Source organism: Rhodospirillales bacterium, assembly GCA_020638175.1.
Lineage (GTDB): Bacteria > Pseudomonadota > Alphaproteobacteria > Micavibrionales > Micavibrionaceae > JACKJA01.
Window position 1 is genome coordinate 809914 of record JACKJA010000002.1, and the last position, 19092, is coordinate 829005.

Sequence of the window (19092 nt, forward strand, 5' to 3'; positions counted from 1 at the left end):
TTGTGAATAAATTCCTATCACGAGTTGCGCCTCATGTCAAGGTTGCAATTTCCCGGAGAATGGTGTTTTTAAGGATGTTTGCCAGAAAGAAAAATTATATTTTACAGTCTTTTTAAGGTAAAAATACGGACTCTAAATAGCCGTCAATTAAAAGGGGGGAAGAAAGGAATGCGTCTATGGATAATATTGAAAGAAACAGTTCTTTTGTGGGCGGTAAATCTTCCTATTCGTTCATCAAAAGTAGACCGTAACAGATGGAGATTATTGCGGTTTTTAGGGGTGAAAATAGAAAATTGCACTATATGCCCTCCAATTTGTATAGCGACTTATAATGGATTTAATCGATTAACCATAGGGGGCGGAACGTACATTAATACTGGCTTTAGAACTGGTTTTGTAGAGCCATCAACAATTACCGTAGGAAGCCTTTGTAATATAGGTCCTAATGTTAATTTGGAAACGGGATACCACGATCTGATGTGGTCTTCTGAAACAAAATGGGGCGGCGGTGGTAAATCCATCGAGATTAAAGATAAATGTTGGCTGGGAATGAACGTGACGGTTCTTGGCGGTGTAACTATTGGAGAGGGCGCTGTGATTGCGGCTGGTGCTGTCGTTACCAAGGATGTTGAACCATACACTTTAATGGCGGGGGTTCCTGCGAAGAAAATTCGTTCCTTAAAGTGAACGAAGTCATTAGGGATTCAAAAAAAGTATAGAATAATAGAAAATTGATATGGGAAAAAAAATAGAGAGATTTCGGGTAATTCTAAGATTTTTGGAATTGGCCTGAATAAAACCGGGACAACTACATTAAATATATGTGGTAATATATTAGGTCTACAGTGTTCCACGTATGATTTGGGTTTGGTAAAAGATGTTATCCGGAATGATTACAGCCGTTTAAAGAGGGTGGTCGAGCAAAACGATTTGTTCGAAGATTGGCCGTATCCCCTGATCTATAAAGAACTTGATGAAATGCTTCCGGGCAGCAAATTTATTCTGACCGTTCGAAAGAATGAACGGAAATGGCTGGAGAGCTTGAAAAAACACACAATTCTTGTGAAGCCGCTGCTTCCATGTAATCGCTGGGCATATGGATATTATTATCCTCATGGCCACGAACAAGGGCATATAGATGTTTATAACAGGCATAACGAAGAAGTACGGAACTATTTTAAAGACCGTCCGGATGATTTTCTTGAAATATGCTGGGAAAATGGTGATGGCTGGGAGAAATTATGTTCTTTTCTGGGGAAAGATATCCCCGATGAATCCTTCCCGCATGCGAACAAGGCGGGACAAATATATGCATCCCGAAAAAGGAAAATAGTGAACCAGATACTCTGCCGGCTATTGTCGGTAGTAAAAGTCTAGCTATAGTGCATCTCATGAAAATCCTGTTTGCCACCGCACACCCGTTTTTGCCCCAGATGGTCGGGGGGCTGCAATCGTCCTCTCATACGCTGGCGACGCGTTTGCGCGCGCGCGGGCATGAGGTGTCCTTTTTATGCGCCCTGATGCCCGGCGGGTACTGGGGGGCGCGCGGGCGCCTGATTCAAAAACTGTTTCGGCGCAAAACCGCCCGCGATACCCAGCCCGGCTACCCGGTCTGGCGCTCGTGGTTCCCGTGGGAGGGCATGGCCGAGGTTGTCGCTCGCGATAAGCCCGACGTTGTCGTTGTGCTGGCGCGCCAGCCGGTGAAAATGGCGCTGGCCGCGCAAAAGCTGGGCCTGCCTGTGCTGATGATGTTGCAGGATGTCGAAATCGACGATCACGGCGGGGCGTTTGCTGATCTGGGGGCGGTGCCCTGCGTGGCCAATTCACAATTTACCGCCGATTTTTACCGCGATCATTTTGGCGTCGATCCGGGGGTCATTCATCCGATTATCAACGGCGCGGCGTACCGGACGGCGACCACGCGGGAAAATGTGACCTTTATCAACCCCCAGCCGGTCAAGGGGCTGGATATCGCACTGGCCGTGGCGCAGGCCTGCCCGGATATTCCGTTTTCGTTTGTCGAGGGCTGGCCGCTGAAACCGGCGGAACGGGAAAGCCTGATGACGGCCTTGGCGGCTTTGCCCAATGTCGCGCTTCATCCGCCGGTCAGGGACATGAAGAAAATTTATGGCCGCTGTAAAATCCTTTTGGCCCCCAGCCGCTGGCAGGAAGCCTATGGCCGGGTCGCCAGCGAACCGCAATTCAGCGGCATTCCCGTCGTAGCGTCGGGCCGGGGCGGCTTGCCGGAAGCCGTCGGGCCGGGCGGCTTCCTGGTTGATCCCGACGGTCCGCTGGATGATTGGATTACCGCCGTTCGTCGGCTTTGGGACGACGCCGCGTTCTACGAAAAAACAAGCGAAGCGGCGCGGGCGCATGCCGCGCGCCCGGCGCTGGACCCGGAAACGCAGGTCGATATGTGGGAAGCGGCGATTAAGGCTGCGGCGTCAAAAGCGCCCTGAGATACAGCCCCATCCCCTTCAGATTGCACAGCAGGAGATATTTAAAGGAAAGCCCGTATTCCGGGATATAAAGGCTTTCGCCGGCTTTGATCTCCCGGATCAGGTTCTTGATATCCCAGATAAACGGCCGGCAGAAATTCGGGTGGATAAACAGGTATTTAAGGTATACCGCGCCGCTACCGATAAAGTAGCCGCTTAACAGTTTCTTTCCTTCTTCCGCCGTTTTCCGCCCGTGTGCGTGATAAACCGTCATATCGGGAACATATTGGACGGGAAATCCGGCCAGATAAACACGGTAGATAAAATCCGTATCCTCTGATCCGGGAATAAAGGTGCCCGGCCCCAGCCGTTCGCTGAAAAAGCCAACGGTTTCTATGATTTTCCGGGGGAACGCCATGTTGCATCCGGATACCGCGCCGCGCATTGTTTTGTAACGGGCATCATTTTGGCTTCTTTCCCATGTCTGTATGTCGGGGTCTGTTTTAAAGGTCAGGCGTAAATCCGTCGGGTCGGGCAGCTCTATTCGCCCGCCGCGCACGGTCGGTATCTTGTCCGCTTCGGCATGCTTCAAGGCATCCCGGACATGGTTTTTATCAAGGCGGCAATCGTCATCGGTAAAGATCAACAAATCGCCCTTTGCCTCACGAACGGCCATATTACGGGCTCTGGAAACGCCCTTGCGCGGTTCGGACAGCAAACGAAAGGGAACGGGGCAGTTTTCTGCCCATGCCGTCACGCGGGCCGCGGTGTCGTCTTCCGATCCGTTATCGACGACAATAATTTCCTTTTGCGGGATATCGACCGTTTTCAGGGCTTCGACCATGGAATCCAGACAGGGCGTAATGGCATGGGCCCGGTTGCGGGTGCAGACGATAACGGAAACGTTCATGCGGCGGCTCCCGGCTTGTTTGTCTGTTTTGAAGAGGGCGCGGGCAAAAGGGACGACAGGTTAACGCGGATAAACAGGAAAAATCCTTTGATATTACAGACCGTTCTTTGCTTATACGAAAATTTCAGAACCTTGAAATGCCGGTCCTGACCCGTCAGGATATCCTTGATCGTTTTTTTCGTATCAATGAAAAAGTTGCGGCATAATTGGGGCGCGGAAAACATGTATTTGGCGTATAAGGCACCGTCGCCAATAAAATAGCCCTGAAGCAATTTCTTACCTTCTTCGTATTGCGTGCGCCCGTGAAAATGGTGAACAACCATGTCCGGGACATATTCAATCAGAATATCCGCCAGATAAGCCCGGTAAATGTAATCAAGATCCTCGCCGCCCGGAATTTTCGTGCCGGCCCCCAGTCTTTCATCGAAATCGCCGAGGGTACGGGCGACTTCTTTTCTCATCACCATGTTACAGCCGACAATCGCGTTCCCGAAATGCTCATGCTGGCTATCGGGATCGTTTTTGCGCCAGCGCTGGATGTCTTTTGCGGTTTTTATGGACAGGGGCAGATCGCCGGGGTTGCCCAGTTCGACCCGGCCGCCACGGAGGACGAGGCCACTATCGGCGGCGTCATGGCGCAGGGCATCTATAATGTAATCGGGATCCATCCGGCAATCATCATCGGTCCAGACCAGAATGTCTCCCTGAGCTGTGCGCAGCGCGCAATTACGGGCACAGGACAGGCCCGGCCGTGGCTCGGTTACAAGATTGACGGGAAAGGTCTGATCTTTGGCCCATTCTTTCACGCGGGCCGACGTGTCATCTGTCGATCCGTTGTCGACGACGACGATCTCGGCTGTAACGGGCTGGGCTTTCCCCAGCGCCGCCGCCACGGAATCCAGGCAGGGGGTAATGGCGTGGGCGCGGTTGCGCGTGCAAATGATAACGGAAATCTTCATAGTCTTTTACCCCTCCTGTTTTCGCCGTTTTTTATAAGTTTCTGGAAACAGTTATATGCTCTGATAACATTTAAATAAATACTTATGTGGCCGCGGTCGCCCAGTTTTTGCGCAGCAGGGCGATTTCTTCCTTTAGAACCGGGAATTGCAGGGCTACGCCGCCGATCAGCGCAACGATCCCCAGAGCAATAGCCACTCCCAGTTGTGGCCAGTTATCAAGAGTGACGATGGTTAAAACCTCGCGGTAGATAACAACGCATGCCGCCGTTACCAGCGCCGGAACGGCCAACGTGCGCCAATAGGCCGCCGCCGGACAATTCAGTTGCGGCAGGGTTAAGGACAATCCGCGCGGGACATATAGGAAAACGGCCAGACTATAGCCGATCGCGACGCCCTTCAGGCCAAACCAGACGGAACACATAAGAGCAACAAGGAAAACCCCCAGATATTCAAGGCTGGTGCGCAAAGGAATATCGGCACGCCCGACGACCAGCATAAAAGTGCTGCGCATGCCGGACACGGTTGAAAGGGCCGCTGCCGGGGCGGTAATCATAAAAATTTCGCCTGAAAGCTGCCATTTTTCCGATAAAAACAAACTGAAAAAAGCGTGATGGGAAGCGGCAACCATGGCCATTCCGGGGAAAACGACAATGGCCAGGGCACGGGTTAAAAACAGGTAGGTACGGCGTAGCGTATCTATATCATCTTTGTAGGGCACAAGGTGGGGATAGAGCACGTAATTAAGAGGCCCGATAATCATTCGCAAAGGCAGCTTGATGAACAAAAATGCCATGGTATGAAACCCCAGCAATACCGAGCCGAGAATCCGTCCCACGATAAAGCTGTCCGCCGAGTTAATCAGGTAATAGACGAACTGGGTGCCAAGCACATCGCGCCCGAAAACCAGATGTCCGGTGATCGCCTTTACATCGAAATCCAGAGACGGACGAAAACCCGACAGGGTAAAGGCCATAACAAACCGCAAGATATAAAGAACAAGTTGCTGGGCAACCAGCGCCCATGCGCCGCCGCCATTCAGGGCGACGATAACCGCCGTGGCTATCCCTGATGTGAGGGCTATTATTTCCATGACGGCAATCAGGCCAAAACGATGTTTCTTCCTGATTGAAACTTCCGGGATTGTGGACGCAGACTGGAACAGGACGACAGGCGCCAGCGCCAGTATAATGACGAACAATCGCGGTTCCTTGAAAAAGGCCGTCACGGGAAAAGCCAGGGCGGCGATAATCACTCCCAGCCCCAGGCCGAGAAGAACCGTAAACCAAAAACTCGTCGACCAGGTTTTCTTGTCGTCCGAAGCGGACCTTATCAGTGATTGGCCGAGCCCGGCATCGGCAAAAATAACGGTAAACATGACAATCGGCATGGCCATCGCCATAAGCCCGTAATCTTCCGGCGACAATATCCGTGATAAAATGGGGATCACGAAGAACTGCGCCAACAGCCGAATGGTGCTGACGGAAGATATAAAAGCCGTATTGAGCGTTACTTTACGAAGCGACATGGTTATCCCTGTTTTTTATCCCGCCCAGAGAGCGCGGGCAATAGCCCGCAACATGGCAGATGCCTGCCGGGAAGTAAATTCGTTTTATACGGGGATTTATGCATGGGGTTTAACCGTACTTTTTGCGTAAGAGTTCGATTTTCTCACACATCTTTTCCGTGATGGTTTCTATGCGGCGATCTTCGCTCATCATCGGGGGTGTTTTGCTGACCCGATCGAGCATAAAAGCCGCCATATGGATTAACCCACTGTCGATCACGCCGGATACGGGGGATGCGGCGGCAAGGGTGCTGGCCCGCAATAAAAAGGGATGACGGATCAAGGCGTTTTGCGCTTCTTGCAGACTCGAGGGCCAAAGTCGTTGCGGGGAAAGGTCCATCGCCATGGAGCCGGACCAGTCTTTCCATTTTCCCCGGTGTGAACTGTGAATCGGCAGCAGGGGAATCCAGGGGATCCGGAGGGCATCGGCAACGATGGCCCCATGCATGGCTTCGGCAATAACGACTTTCGACCGAAGCATTTCATCCAGCACGGTTTCCACAGGCTGGCGGGGATCAATCAGGTTAATGCCCGTCAGACGGCAGACTTCTTCCCAGTGTCCGCAGGAAAGGCTTTCCCAGTGAGGCATAAAGGAAACCACTTCCGGCTTATACCGGGATGTATCCACAACCGTGCGCAGCAAAAGGGCGGAATCGCCCAGAGCCAGATCTTGCGGTATATCCAAAAGCGAAGCCGTACGGGGGCCGCGGACAAAAAAGACATCCCAGTCTGCGCCCCGAAGGTTCGGTTTATACTGGCTGTACTCTTCGACATAAGCAGCGCCGCAGACAATTTTTCGTGTGGTGGTCACCGGCAGAGCCTTACCGATAATTGATCCAATGCCTAGAAAAGCGATATCGTCATTATCATCAAAAAAATCAGGCAGGATCCGGGGCCAAAGCCACGGATTTAGCTCATCTCCGAAATTGGGACGCTTTCCCTGAAAGTAGATGATTTTCATGAATTCTCTTTGTTACACTGTTACGGTATTTATTTTCATAACCTATATAGTTAACATCGGATCAAGTCCAGCTTTTCTTGCCAAAGACAGGTATCTGTCTTAAAAGCATTCGCTATGAGTACCGAACCATCAGTATGTATCATAATACCGGCATATAATGCTGAAAAAACGATTGCGCGGGCTGTGCGCTCAGCACTGGGCGAACCCGGCGTTCAGGAGGTCGTGGTTATCGATGATTGTTCGTCGGACAACACCGTGGCCTGTGCGCAGACCTGTGACGATGGCACGGGGCGTCTCAAGGTCTTAAAGCAGGACAAAAATGGGGGGCCGGCAGCGGCGCGTAACCGCGCGATAAGGGAGAGCACGTCTCCCTGGCTGGGATTGCTGGATTCCGATGACTTTTTGTTGCCCGGCCGGATTGCCGGATTGTGGGCTTATACGAACGATGCCGATATGGTTGCCGATGATCTGTGGCAGGTTTCCGAAGAAAACCCGGACGGCCCCAAACGTCTTGTGTTGGGAGAGCAAATCTTCTTGCCGCGTATCGTAGGGTTTCAGGAATTTGTTCTGTCCAATATTACAAAGCCGGGCCGGGAGCGCCGGGAACTCGGTTTCATAAAGCCGCTGATGCGGCGCACGTTTCTGGAAACCCATGGTATTTCTTATCGCGAAGATATGAGATTGGGCGAGGATTATGATTTATATGCACGCGCGCTGGCGGCGGGCGGGCGTCTGCTTCTGGTGCCGGCGCAGGGTTATGTCGCGGTTATACGGGCGAATTCGCTGAGCGGTCAGCATACAGAGGAGGATTTGAGACTTCTCAGGGACTGTAACCGGACGATCGAACAAGAATTTGAACTGAACGGAAAAGATAGAAAGGCGTTGCGCCGGCATTATCGCAACACAGATTGCCGGCTGCAGTGGCGGCTTTTAATCAATGCTGTGAAAAACAGGGACATCCTGTCCGGGGTCGCGACATTCGTTCGTCCATGGCCTGTCCCGCTGTACCTGTTGGGTAAATTGGGGGAGCAAGCCGTTATCAGGGGGCTGCGCCTGAAAGCATAGCCGGAAGGCAAAGCCTCTTTTTTTATACGTTCGCTGTTCTATTGAGCTTGTTCCTCTACTCTTTTAGTTTTTTTTATTGTATAAAGAGGGGCAAGTTTGGTAAGTGTAGCGGCTAAAAAAATTAAGAAAGACAGGGGATGTCGAATTTGTTTTCTTTGCGAAAATCCGGAATTGCGTGTTTTTGTGCTATAGCGTTGCTTTTGACGGGGTGTGCCAGTGCAAAAATCGCGCCGGCGCCGCGCAACATAATGCCGATCGCCGCGATCGCCGACGAGCTGCCGCCATACAGGATGCAGATCGGGGACGTCCTTGAAATCAAGATGCTGTTAAATCCGGAACTCAACGAAGAAGTTATTATCCGCCCGGATGGTAAAATTTCGACGGCCGTGGCCCAAAATGTTTTGGCTTTTGGCCTGACCCCCGAAGAGTTGCAGGATTTGCTGAATGAACGCTATACAACGCATCTTAGCGACCCCAGTGTAGCGGTCATTGTTAAAACCTTTGCTCCCGCGCGCATTTACGTGATGGGCGAGGTCAATAACCCCGGTGAATATTTGTCGGAAGGTTTGAGTATGACGTTGTTACAGGCCTTGGCCTTGGCGGGCGGGGTGAAAAATTCTGCGGATACAAACGAAATTATTTTGTTACGGCGCGGAAGCGGCGAGGAGCCCAAAGCTTACTTTGCCGATTACGATGCCGCTATCAGCGGGGCCGAGCCTGAAGCCGATGTGCGGCTGGCGGCTTATGATGTTGTCTTTGTCCCGCGCACGGGTATCGCGGAGTTCCACAAATACTACGAACAGTATGTACAGCAGTTCATACGGCCTAGTATCGGGATTGGTGCTTACTATGCAGTTGGAAATAATCAGTAATATACATCTAGAAGTGGTTGGAATAGTTTGAATATAGAATATAACATACGCGGGCTTCTTAATGCTCTTTTCAGGCAGAAAAAAAAGATAATACTTGTTTTTTCCCTGTTTTTTGTTCTGGGGTTTGCCGTTGTTCTTCGTATCGAGCCAGTCTACGAGGCGCGGGGCAGTCTTCTGGTCAAGTTTGGCCAGGGGGCGCGGCCGGATGTTAATTTACCGGGTAACAATCGCCCGAACGAACTGACCAGCAGTGACCGGAAAGAAATTATGGAATCCAACATCCGGATTCTAAAAAGCCAGAGTCTGTTAAGTGACGTCGTCTCTGCGGTTGGTGTTGAAAAACTGTACCCGGGTTTGGCCGCGGATGATGAGCAAGATAAAGCGATGGCCCTGCGGCAGGCAACGGGCCGTATTCTCGGTGCCGTGAGTGTACAGACCAGCGGCGCCAGTAACATCATCGAAGTTGCGGTAAGGCACAAGGATCCGGAAGTCTCTGCCTTGTTCACAGACAAGCTGATGGAAATGTTTATGATCCGGCAGGCCGAAGTCTACAATACGGCCCAGACCAGTTTTCTCGAAAAACAGACGACCGAGATGAAACAAAAGCTGGAAGTTTCCCGGCAGGACTTCTTTGACTTCAAGGAAGAAGTCGGTATTTCAGCCATTGATGAAGAAATGACCCAGCTTTTGCGGCAAAAAAGCGAGCTGTCAAATTTGGCCTTCCAGTCTGTCTCGCGGGCACAGACAACATTGTCCGAACTGGAGGCCAAAGAAGCCGAAATGCGCTCCACCTACAAGGCAAACAGCCCCGTTATGAAACGCTTGCGGCAGTCGATAGACGTCGCGCGCCGGCAACTTCACGATCGTCAGTACGACCTGAATGCAACGGGGAAAGAGTCCGGGGAAGAAACGGGTGACGACGCGGATAAACAAGAAAGCTCCATGAATTCGAAAATCGCTGCGATTGACGAAAGAATAGCCTGGCTGGAAGCGCAGCGTGGCAAATATAACGAGCTGGAACAGCGCGTGAAAATGGATGAAGAAAACTATGTATACTATCAGCAGCGCGGCGAAGAGGCGCGGATCAATAATCTGCTGAACATAGAAAATATCACCCGGATTTCTGTTGTCGACAAACCTGCCATCCCGATGTATCCGGTGCCGGCCCGTAAAAAGCTTATTCTGATAGCTTTCATGATGGCGGGCGCTTTGTTCGGTCTGGGGGTGGCGTTGACGTTTGAATTGCTGGATGATCGTTTGACATCTCCCGAACAGATAACGTCCACTCTGGGGGTGCCGGTTCTGGCGGCCTTCGGCAAAGCGAAAGGGGCGTAGGCGGTCATGGCAAAAGCATCACAAAATAAAATGTCAGGCAATAAAGATGAAATCTGGAATGCTTTGGATAATGCATCGGCAACACCGGTGGATTTTCGGTTTTCTCCGGCTTTCCCGGTCGAGAAGACATGCAACCTTTTGGCCTCGATCGAACATGATTTAACGGCGGACGAGCCGTGCCTTGTTCATTTTACCAGCGCGTATACCGATGAAGGCGCGCGGTCCATCGCTTTTGAAATGGCTTATGCGGCGGCGGTCCAGTCAAATAAACGGGTCTTGTTTCTGGATATGGGGGCGGGAATCCCGGCCAATGCCAGAGGTCTGAAGACACCGGCAGTTTTGTCACTGGATTCTTTCGCTCAGGGTACGGGAAAATCCTCTGGCGCGCCGTTTACCGTTGTCGAAGATATATCTTTGTTTTACGCATTCTTGTCGAACGAACGTCTGGCCTCGGCCGGTAAATCGTTTTTCACGGCTCTGTTTGGCAAATTGCGGACAATGTTTGACATGATTGTCATTTGTTCGGAAGGGGCGCTGGGCACGGGGCCGGCCAAAACATTTGCCGGCCTGTCTGATAGCAACGTGATTGTTATCGAAGCCGAACGCACCCGCGTTCCGGTTGTCAAGGAACTGCTGCAGATAATCGAATCCAGTGGCGGTAAAGTAACGGGGACGGTTTTGAACAAGCGGCGTCATTACATTCCGCTGTGGCTGTACAGGCTGTTGTTTAAATCGAGCTAGTAAGCCCCGCGGCGTCCGATCACGACAAAAACCGTTTTAATCAAAATCACAATGTCGTGCCAAATCGACCAGTGCTTGACGTACCAGCCATCCAGATAAACCCGCTGTGCATAGGTGATATCGTTCCGGCCGCTCACTTGCCACATGCCGGTAATGCCGGGTTTGACGGCCAGATAATATTTGATTTGATCGGCATAGTATTTCTTTTCGTCCTCGACGATCGGACGGGGCCCGACAAGGCTCATGTCCCCGCGCAGGACGTTAAAAAGCTGGGGGATCTCGTCAAGACTGGTCTTGCGCAGCAACTGCCCGATTTTTGTAATGCGGGGGTCGTCTTTCAATTTGAAATCCTTTTCCCATTCCGCCTGCGCCTCAGGATTATTCGCCAGCAAGTCCTTGAGAATATCATCGGCATTGGTGACCATGCTACGGAACTTCCAGCATTTGAAAGGGTTACCGTCCCGCCCGATCCGGGTCTGGCCGTAAAAAGCCGGGCCACCGTCTTTTTTGACCTGCCAGATCAGGAATAAAAAGACAGGGGAAAACACGGTCAGGATAAGAAAGGCGACAGTTTTATCCAGCGCCGATTTCATAAAACGACCGCTCAGGGTTTGCAGCCGGCGCATCGGCTCCAGCAAAACAATCCCGTAGCCAAAGAAATATTGCGGGTATAGCCCATACAGGGAAAAGCCTTCCAGCGGCGGAACAATGGCATAGTGCGCGCCGAATTCCTTGATTTTGGCAATCGTGTTTTTGAGCAGAATTTGATCGCGGAAGTCAGGCGCAAGAACGATATAATCCCGTGGCTGCATATCTCCCAGCTCGGATTTGATCTCAATATCGCCATGGGCGTTCTGGAATTTTTCTTTTTCTTCCTGGGTGGCCCCCAGCAAAACGACGTATTTAACGTCATATTTCAGGTACAGATCGGATTTTAACGCATACAATGTCTCGTTCGCATTAAGATAGCCGCCGATCAGGATCGTCGGTTTTGCCCAGTGGCCTGTTTTGATTAAGATTGCCCGTGCGGCCCAGCGATATATCAAAATACAGGGAACGGCCAGCAGCCACGACAGGCTGACCCATAAGCGGGGGAGCGGGGTTTGAAGCGCATAGCTGACAAATCCCTCAATCAGCAGCGCCGAAAGACAAAATAAAATGACGTGCTCGACTTGTTGCCACCACGGAGTCCGGGAGCCGTAATGGCCCTTGTTGAAAAACCAGACAACCCCGACGCCCGACAAAATCCCGTACAATATAATCAGTTTCTTCGTGTCGGGACTGGTAAAGTGCGGATAAATCCTGTCCAGAAAAAGCTCGGAAAATGTAGCAGCGGCAATCGCAGCTATGAAAAGGGCCAGAACCATTCCTATCACATCGGCAATTAACAATGTCAGGCGGCGGGTTTGCATGGCCTATTTAACGACTTTCTTTTGTGTGGGTTGATCCGTGTTGGAAGCGGTAAAGGCTTCTGTCTTTCCGTAAAGGTTTTGTTTTTGTTTCCATTGCCACGCCGTGTCGACGATGGTGGCTATATCCGAACGCACAGGGCGCCAGTTCAGGACTTTTTGCGCTTTCGTGGCATCGGCGACGAGCACGGCCGGGTCGCCTTCGCGCCGGGGACTTTCCTGTACCGGCAGGGTGTGCCCCGTGACGGACCGGGCCGTTTCGATGAGCTCACGGGCGGTGCGTCCTTGGCTCGTCCCCAGATTTAACGTCAGGTTTTCACCGTTTTCATGAATATGGCACAGGGCGGCAATGTGGGCCTGCGCCAGATCCGTGACATGAATGTAATCGCGGATGGCAGTGCCGTCCGGTGTATCGTAATCTGTGCCGAACAGGCTGAATTCCGGGCGCGTGCCGCTGACGACGTGCATAAGCATCGGGATAATGTGCGTGTCCTTTTTATAGGCCGTGCCGGTTTCGGCGTCCGGGTCGGCGCCGGCGGCGTTAAAATAACGCAATATGGCGTAATGCAGCGGATAGGCCTGCGCGTAATCGCGGATCATGTTTTCGGTGGCCAGTTTCGTGTGGCCGTACGGATTAATCGGCCGCAGCGGGTGCGTTTCGGTAATGGCGTCGGTCTGGGGATTGCCATAGACCGCTGCCGTGCTGGAAAAGACGATGTTTTTAATGTTATGGGCGCGGGCTTCTTCCAGCAGGCACCACGATCCGTGAACATTGTTATCATAGTAAACGGACGGGTTTTGAACGGACTCGCCGACCTGGATCAGCGCGGCAAAATGCATCAGCGATGTCGGTTTGTATTGTTCAATGACGGCGGCCAAACGGGCGCGATCACGAATATCCCCTTCTTCAAAGGGACCCCATTTTACAGCTTCGCGGTTGCCGGACGACAAATTGTCATATACCACCGGCAAAAATCCGTTTTGTGATAGTAGCTTACACACATGTGAGCCGATATATCCGGCTCCACCCGTAACCAGCACAACGTGTTGTGTCATGGCATACTCCCTGTATTTTTTTTATATATTGTCTATTTTCGCCGTCTGCACATTATAAATATTGCCGAAAATATACAAGAAAAAAAATGATGTACATGACTGAAAAACAAAGGCTTAAACGGAAATTTGCAAGTCGGCCAGACCATCGGGAATATCCCTGTGTGTGACGAGAATCAGGGTCATGTCAGGCCGCCGATCTTTAATCATCTGGTAAATTTGCTTTTCAACATTGATGCTGACGGCGCTGGTGGCTTCATCCATGATTAGAAAGGCGGGCGCAGAGGCCAGCGCACGGGCCAGAACGATCCGTTGCCGCTGCCCGCCGGACAGGCGTATGCCGCGTTCCCCGACCTTGGTTCCCAGCCCGTCAGGCAGGGCGTCGACGAAATCCTTAATCGCCGCGATCTCTAACGCGTCCTGAATGTTATGAGCGGGGATATTCCGGCCCAGCGTCAGGTTTTCATACAAGGTGCCGTCCATGAGCTCAAAATCCTGTCCGGCGGCGGCCACCCCGGAAAGCCACTGTTCGCGGTTTACTTGGTCGAAATCCAGATCGTCGATCCAGATTTTCCCCGATGTAGGCCGGGTCAGTTTTAAAAACAGGTTTACCAATGTCGATTTCCCGGCGCCGCTCAGTCCCCTGATGGCCAGAACCTTGCCGCGCGGCAATTCAAAACTCAGCCGGTCGATAACGGTCTCGTGGTCATAGGCAAAACTGACACTGTCAAAACGAATGGTTTTCCAAGGGCTCGGCATGGGCAGGGTGGCCGTGGCTTCATCCCGCATATCCGGGGCTTTGAGCTGCTTAAGAACGGCCGTCAGGGACCCTTGCGCCTTTACAAGCGTCATCAGCGCCCCTTCCAGCCTGTAAATATAGGGCTGAAGCTTGTAAAGCAGGGCAATAACGGTAGCCGTGACCGTCACCGGGTTGCCAATGGTCATGGATAGCCATATCAGGGCCGCAATAATAACCAGAACCGAAATATCATTTACTGGCCGCAGATACGTCTCGACCAGAGACATCCGGGTAAAGGCACGGGCCACGGCATCGGACAGCGATACAAAAGAACGGGACTCTTCATGTTCAAGACCATGCGCCCGGATCGTCCGGATGGCCTGCATCCGGGTATACATACGCAAGGCCAGTTCCTCGTTGATTTTTGTAACCTCAAAGCCAAGACGGCGCAGGGGCTGTTTCAAACCGGCCAGCATGACTTTGATAAAGACGCCCAGAACAATCACCAGCAAGGCCAGCGGCCATGAGAAAAACAGGATAATCAACAGGTAAACGAACAGGGCGCATAACGCGATCACAATGCTGGCCAGCGCCTGAACGACCTCGGAGACATACCAGCATTCAACCTGCAGCGCATTGGTCATGGTGCCGTAATCCATTTTGGCGAGATCTTTATAAGGCAGGGCCATGTATTTCTCAAACAGGGCCGAGCGGATCTTATGATGAATGGTGTTTGTGATGTAAGAGCCGAGAATATTATACGCGCCGATAATCAGCGACTTGGCGACGACGGTAATGATAATGATCGTCCATATAAGGATAACATTGTCACCGGTGGCGGTATCAATAGCGGAGAAAAAGTCGCTCATCAGGCTGTTGACGGGCAGTTCAAAACTGCCGGACAGGCTTTTAAAAACAAACAAAACGATGAGCCCCACCGCCGTACTCTCAACGATGGACGATAAAATGCCCAGAAAGATAGACAATAAAATCAGGGGCTTCATGTCCGTGAAAAAAGGCAATAGCTGGCGCACGCTATTCAGGTCGCCGATAAAGCGGTTCACAAAAGGAAGTTTTTTCAAAGCCGTCCGGGTCATTAAAAAACAGTCTCAAAAGGGGTTGTATCCAGATCATAATTGTCCGGCGCCGGTAAATCCATGCCCAAACCGCTGACGAAGGTGTTTAAATCATGGCGGCCATCGACCAGCAAACGCGGGATAACGGTTCGGCCTGCCCGGGCAAGGCCATAGGGGCCGGCGCTGTATATCGTGCTGTATCCGGCAATCTGGAACAGGCGTTGTTCGCGAAAACCAAAAGCGCCGTACGGCGGCGCGATAGTCGTGACGGGCTGCTCCAGCTCTTGTTCCAAAACGGCTTTCGACTGGCGTGCTTCTTCCAGAAGCTCTTTCGACCCCAGTCTTGTCGCCTGACGGTGGGTGACCAGATGGCTGCCGAAGGTGACACCTTGTTCGGCGAGGGTGCGCATGTGATTCCACCCCATCAGTGGCGCCGGAGAACCGTAAGAGTCATCCCACAGGGCGTGCCCTCCGGCATGGCCGGTCGGGACGAACATGTGCGCGGTAAAGCCGTTACGCTGCAGGATCGGCCACGCCGTTGTGGCAAAGTCAAGGCAGGCATCATCAAAGCTGATAATAACCGGGCGGCCTTGTAATGTCTGATCGGGCCATTCGGGATGAAGGGCGTCTGGGGAAAGTGCATAAAACCCGTGACGCCGTAAATAGCGGAGCTGCTGTTCAAACTGCACCGGCGAAACGCGGTAAGGGGCCAGCGCCTCAGGACCGCCGGTCGCAATGCGATGATACATCAAAACGGGAATGGTGTGTGTTGTTTCGGTACGAAAGGCGTCCATTCGGGTTTTTAGGGCGCCACCCCAAACAACGCTGGCCGCCACGTTGGCGGGCAGGGGGATGCCGAAAGGGGCGGTTGTGTGCTTTACATGATCCGTTCCGTCCTTTGATTTCCTGAAAAGATCAATCCGGTAAAGTTCCGTCGATAATGTTGAAACCGGGCGCAGGTCTTGATGGGCCTGTAAAGCGTCGACAATACGGTCGGCCCCGTACTCATGATCCCAGTCAAAACCGGTCCGGGACGGATCATCGGCCAGCAGCCGGGCATGAGCGGTCAGAAGGTATCCTCCGGGCTTCAGGGCTTGAGCGATATTGACGACAATGCCGTCAAGCTGCTTGCGGTTGTCCGTGTAATAGAGGACTTCCGAACAGACGATCAGGTCATAGTGCCCGTCTATCGGCTGGTTCATAAAATCAAGGACGGCAAATTGCGAGTTTGTTTTCCCCTCACAGCGCTGCGCAGCTCGTTTAAGCGCCGTTTCCGATATATCCGTAGCCAGAAGATGTTCGACCCGGTCACACAAGGCAACGGTGAAATGACCCTCGGCACACGCCAGCTCCAACGCCGATTCAATTTTATCAGAGGGCAGAAGATCAAGCGTTTGCCGGTATTTTGTTTGTTCATAGGGATTGGTGTAATCCCAGGGATCCTCCGTGGTGAACAGTTGTTCCCAGACATTGTCCGCGGTTTTCTCCGGCGCGGCTTCTGGTTGATCGTCCCGGTCCGGAGAGATAACGGGCGCCGTGGTCCGGGAAAGATAGACGGCCTGAAGAAGGCTGTATGATGCAGGTTTGCCAATGCGCCCGGTTTTGGTCAGAGCCTTTAAAATTTTTCTGAAAACCCGCCGCTTGAACGACACGGGTTCAATCTGCTGTGCCAGTTCAAAAGCGATCACAGGCATAAGAGAAAAGACGGTCGGCGGTGCCAGAACCGGAATTCCCGGCAGACGGATAAATGTTTTGCCGATGAAGCCCTGAACATAAAGACAATCAATATCCGGCGGCAGGCGGTTTATATGCAACAGATCGGAAAACCTTAAAAACGCGGTGGTGTTGGTGTACAAGGCCGTTCGCAAACGCCCCTTGTCAAAAAATGCACGGCAGAGGTCGAGCATGATCCGGTTTGCCAGCCCGCGGTCTCCGGTTTTATCTTCGATCATCTTGAGCAGGGCTGTCATGGCTGGCTCTGCCGTTGGCCAGATGGCCGTTAAATGCTCTGTGTCGACGTGGCCGCCAATGCTTAGCCCTTCCACAAGGGCATCAATGTGCCAGTGTTCACCCGGCGTGGGAACGGCCAGCGCCGCAGCCTTGCCGTATAAGGATTCAGTGCTTTCCCCTTGCGCCGCGGCAATCGCGGCGTTCCACAGCAATAGCCATGTCTGCCGCCGGGCGATGTCGAGGGAATCGGGCTTGTAACGGGCAATAGCAGGCCCATAACTTTCCCCGTTTTGCCGCCGCAATATCTCGTTGGCATCGTCAAACATTTGCCCGGCATTTTTGGACAGGGAACGCGGTGTGTTGCGGTAATAGGCCAGAGTTTTGTCGACCGCGGCAAACGTTACGCCGCTTCCGGCTATCTTCAGCCATAAATCCCAGTCCTCACAGGTCGTTAACGCCGGATCAAAGCCGCCCGCTTTCAATATATGCGATCGTTTGACCAGCGCGGCGTGGATTGGAAAATAGGCGCGCGCCGCCAATTCGGCGCAGCCGTCTTTAGATTGAATACCGTGTTTTTCCGCAAACACGATGTGACCATCATCCGTTGTCCGGGCATAACCGCATACGACGATATCGGCGTTCTCTCTCCTGGCGGTTCCCAGCATTTTGGTCAAATAGCGCGGATGAATGGTGTCGTCGCTGTCGAGAAAGACGATCCATTCTCCTTCGGCTTGTTCTATGCCAGTGTTCCGGGCCCGTGAAACGCCGCGGTTACTCTGATGTATATAGTGAATCCGGTGGTCTTGATCGGCCAGCTTTTTCACTGTTTCAACCGTGTCGTCCGTCGATCCGTCGTCAACGATGACAAGCTGCCAGTCTTCGTAATCCTGTGCCCGAACCGAGGCAACGCTTTGCTCGATGGTCTGCGCTGCGTTATAGGCCGGCATTACGATAGAAACTAGGGGGCGGGTCATTTTTGAGCCCTTCTGGCGTCAGGGAGTTCTGGTTTATACAGCGCTTTGTGCCAGTAAACCGTTTTCCCGCAGATGTGTAAACAAAGCCTCATTGCTGTTTTGAATGTCGATTGATTCAGCAAACCATTTCATTGTCAGCTTGATCCCCTCTTCATAAGGGATGCCGCAAGTCCAGCCCGGAAGGATCCGTTGCCCCAGCGTCAGATCGGGACAACGGTTGGTCGGGTCCTGGGGCGGCGGCGGCAAAAATATGATTTCACTGCCGGGCACGAGCGCCGCGACATATTCAGCCACTTTCAAAACCGGAATTTCACGGTTGTTGCCGATATTCAGCGGCCCGCAAAAATCAATGCCATCGCGCCAGAAATAGCGCTTCATACCCTCTATAATATCAGAGATATAACCCCAGCTTCGGGATTGATTCCCGCTTCCATAGACGGTGATCGGTTTGCCGGTCAAAGCCTGCGTTACAAAATTCGAAACCGCCCGGCCGTCATCGGGTTTGGTACGGGGGCCGTATACATTAAAGGGGCGGATAACCTTGATCTTCATGCCGTAGACGCGGTGACATTCAAACAGGAAAGCTTCCGTGCAGCGCTTGCCCTCGTCGTAAGATGAACGGGGGCCTGTGCAATCTACAGAGCCGCGATAATCCTCAGGCTGTGGGGAGACCAGCGGATCGCCGTAGACTTCGGACGTGGAAACATAGCAAAAAGTGCCGCCGTCTTTCATGATTTCACGCAGACGCATGGCGCCCAGTACGTTGGCGGCGATTGTCCGGACGGGTTCCGAGGAATAGATCTGCGGCGCCGCGGGCGAAGCCAGATGATAGACCTCGTCGAATTTGACATCCGTTTGAAAGGTTTCGATGTCATGGATTTCAATTTTCAAGCGCTGATCGCGAATATGGGCCAGATTACTGATCTCGCCGGTCCAGAGATTATCAACGACAACCAGCGTTTCAATATCTTGGCGGGTCAACAGGCGGTCGACCAGATGCGAACCAATGAAACCGGCGCCGCCGGCAACAATTATCTTTTTCATAT

The 19092-nt window shown here is 52.4% G+C and carries 16 protein-coding genes; 7 read left to right on the forward strand and 9 right to left on the reverse strand.

Annotated elements, in window-relative coordinates; genetic code table 11:
• The first annotated feature begins 78 nt into the window (after window positions 1–78).
• The 3 genes from H6868_03920 to H6868_03930 all read left to right on the forward strand — a co-directional run bounded on the left by H6868_03920 (window position 79) and on the right by H6868_03930 (window position 2459).
• Complete coding sequence (locus H6868_03920) at window positions 79–687, forward strand: hypothetical protein (protein ID MCB9988466.1); 609 nt, start codon at window positions 79–81, stop codon at window positions 685–687.
• Window positions 688–756: 69 nt separating this feature from the next.
• Complete coding sequence (locus H6868_03925) at window positions 757–1377, forward strand: hypothetical protein (GenBank protein ID MCB9988467.1); 621 nt, start codon at window positions 757–759, stop codon at window positions 1375–1377.
• A gap of 14 nt (window positions 1378–1391) precedes the next feature.
• Window positions 1392–2459, forward strand: a complete 1068-nt coding sequence (locus H6868_03930; GenBank protein MCB9988468.1) for a glycosyltransferase — start codon at window positions 1392–1394, stop codon at window positions 2457–2459.
• On the opposite strand, the gene H6868_03935 is transcribed toward H6868_03930, so the two are convergent.
• From H6868_03935 to H6868_03950, 4 genes are all read right to left on the reverse strand, one after another.
• A complete protein-coding gene (locus H6868_03935; GenBank protein MCB9988469.1) occupies window positions 2431–3348 on the reverse strand; it encodes a glycosyltransferase in 918 nt (305 codons plus the stop codon). The two genes, H6868_03930 and H6868_03935, sit on opposite strands and share 29 nt — an antisense overlap.
• A complete protein-coding gene (locus tag H6868_03940; protein ID MCB9988470.1) occupies window positions 3345–4307 on the reverse strand; it encodes a glycosyltransferase in 963 nt (320 codons plus the stop codon). The genes H6868_03935 and H6868_03940 overlap by 4 nt, the downstream gene beginning before the upstream one ends.
• Window positions 4308–4389: 82 nt before the next feature.
• Window positions 4390–5832: a lipopolysaccharide biosynthesis protein gene (locus H6868_03945; GenBank protein MCB9988471.1), complete on the reverse strand. Its 1443-nt coding sequence runs from the start codon at window positions 5830–5832 to the stop codon at window positions 4390–4392.
• A gap of 109 nt (window positions 5833–5941) precedes the next feature.
• Complete coding sequence (locus H6868_03950) at window positions 5942–6832, reverse strand: hypothetical protein (GenBank protein ID MCB9988472.1); 891 nt, start codon at window positions 6830–6832, stop codon at window positions 5942–5944.
• Window positions 6833–6946: 114 nt separating this feature from the next.
• Between H6868_03950 and H6868_03955 the strand changes: the two genes are divergently transcribed.
• The 4 genes from H6868_03955 (at window position 6947) to H6868_03970 (ending at window position 10845) form a co-directional block, all read left to right on the forward strand.
• Entirely contained in the window at window positions 6947–7897 is a 951-nt protein-coding gene (locus H6868_03955; protein MCB9988473.1) for a glycosyltransferase family 2 protein, read from the forward strand.
• Window positions 7898–8034: 137 nt separating this feature from the next.
• Window positions 8035–8769 carry a polysaccharide export protein gene (locus H6868_03960; protein ID MCB9988474.1) on the forward strand — a complete coding sequence of 245 codons (735 nt, stop codon included), beginning with the start codon at window positions 8035–8037 and terminating at the stop codon, window positions 8767–8769.
• 27 nt (window positions 8770–8796) lie between these two features.
• A complete protein-coding gene (locus tag H6868_03965; GenBank protein ID MCB9988475.1) occupies window positions 8797–10104 on the forward strand; it encodes a hypothetical protein in 1308 nt (435 codons plus the stop codon).
• Between the two features lie 6 nt (window positions 10105–10110).
• Complete coding sequence (locus tag H6868_03970) at window positions 10111–10845, forward strand: hypothetical protein (protein ID MCB9988476.1); 735 nt, start codon at window positions 10111–10113, stop codon at window positions 10843–10845.
• On the opposite strand, the gene wbaP is transcribed toward H6868_03970, so the two are convergent.
• The 5 genes from wbaP to H6868_03995 form a co-directional block, all read right to left on the reverse strand.
• Entirely contained in the window at window positions 10842–12257 is a 1416-nt protein-coding gene (wbaP, locus tag H6868_03975) for an undecaprenyl-phosphate galactose phosphotransferase WbaP (protein ID MCB9988477.1), read from the reverse strand. The genes H6868_03970 and wbaP overlap by 4 nt on opposite strands.
• 3 nt (window positions 12258–12260) lie before the next feature.
• Window positions 12261–13310, reverse strand: coding sequence for a UDP-glucose 4-epimerase GalE (galE, locus tag H6868_03980; GenBank protein MCB9988478.1), 1050 nt, complete (start codon window positions 13308–13310; stop codon window positions 12261–12263).
• 114 nt (window positions 13311–13424) lie between these two features.
• Complete coding sequence (locus H6868_03985) at window positions 13425–15143, reverse strand: ABC transporter ATP-binding protein (GenBank protein MCB9988479.1); 1719 nt, start codon at window positions 15141–15143, stop codon at window positions 13425–13427.
• Window positions 15143–18046, reverse strand: a complete 2904-nt coding sequence (locus H6868_03990) for a glycosyltransferase (GenBank protein ID MCB9988480.1) — start codon at window positions 18044–18046, stop codon at window positions 15143–15145. Before H6868_03990 ends, H6868_03985 begins: the two co-directional genes overlap by 1 nt.
• Before the next feature lie 33 nt (window positions 18047–18079).
• The gene (locus tag H6868_03995) at window positions 18080–19090 is read right to left on the reverse strand and encodes an NAD-dependent epimerase/dehydratase family protein (protein ID MCB9988481.1); all 1011 of its coding nucleotides are present in this window, start codon (window positions 19088–19090) and stop codon (window positions 18080–18082) included.
• Between the last annotated feature and the right edge of the window lie 2 nt (window positions 19091–19092).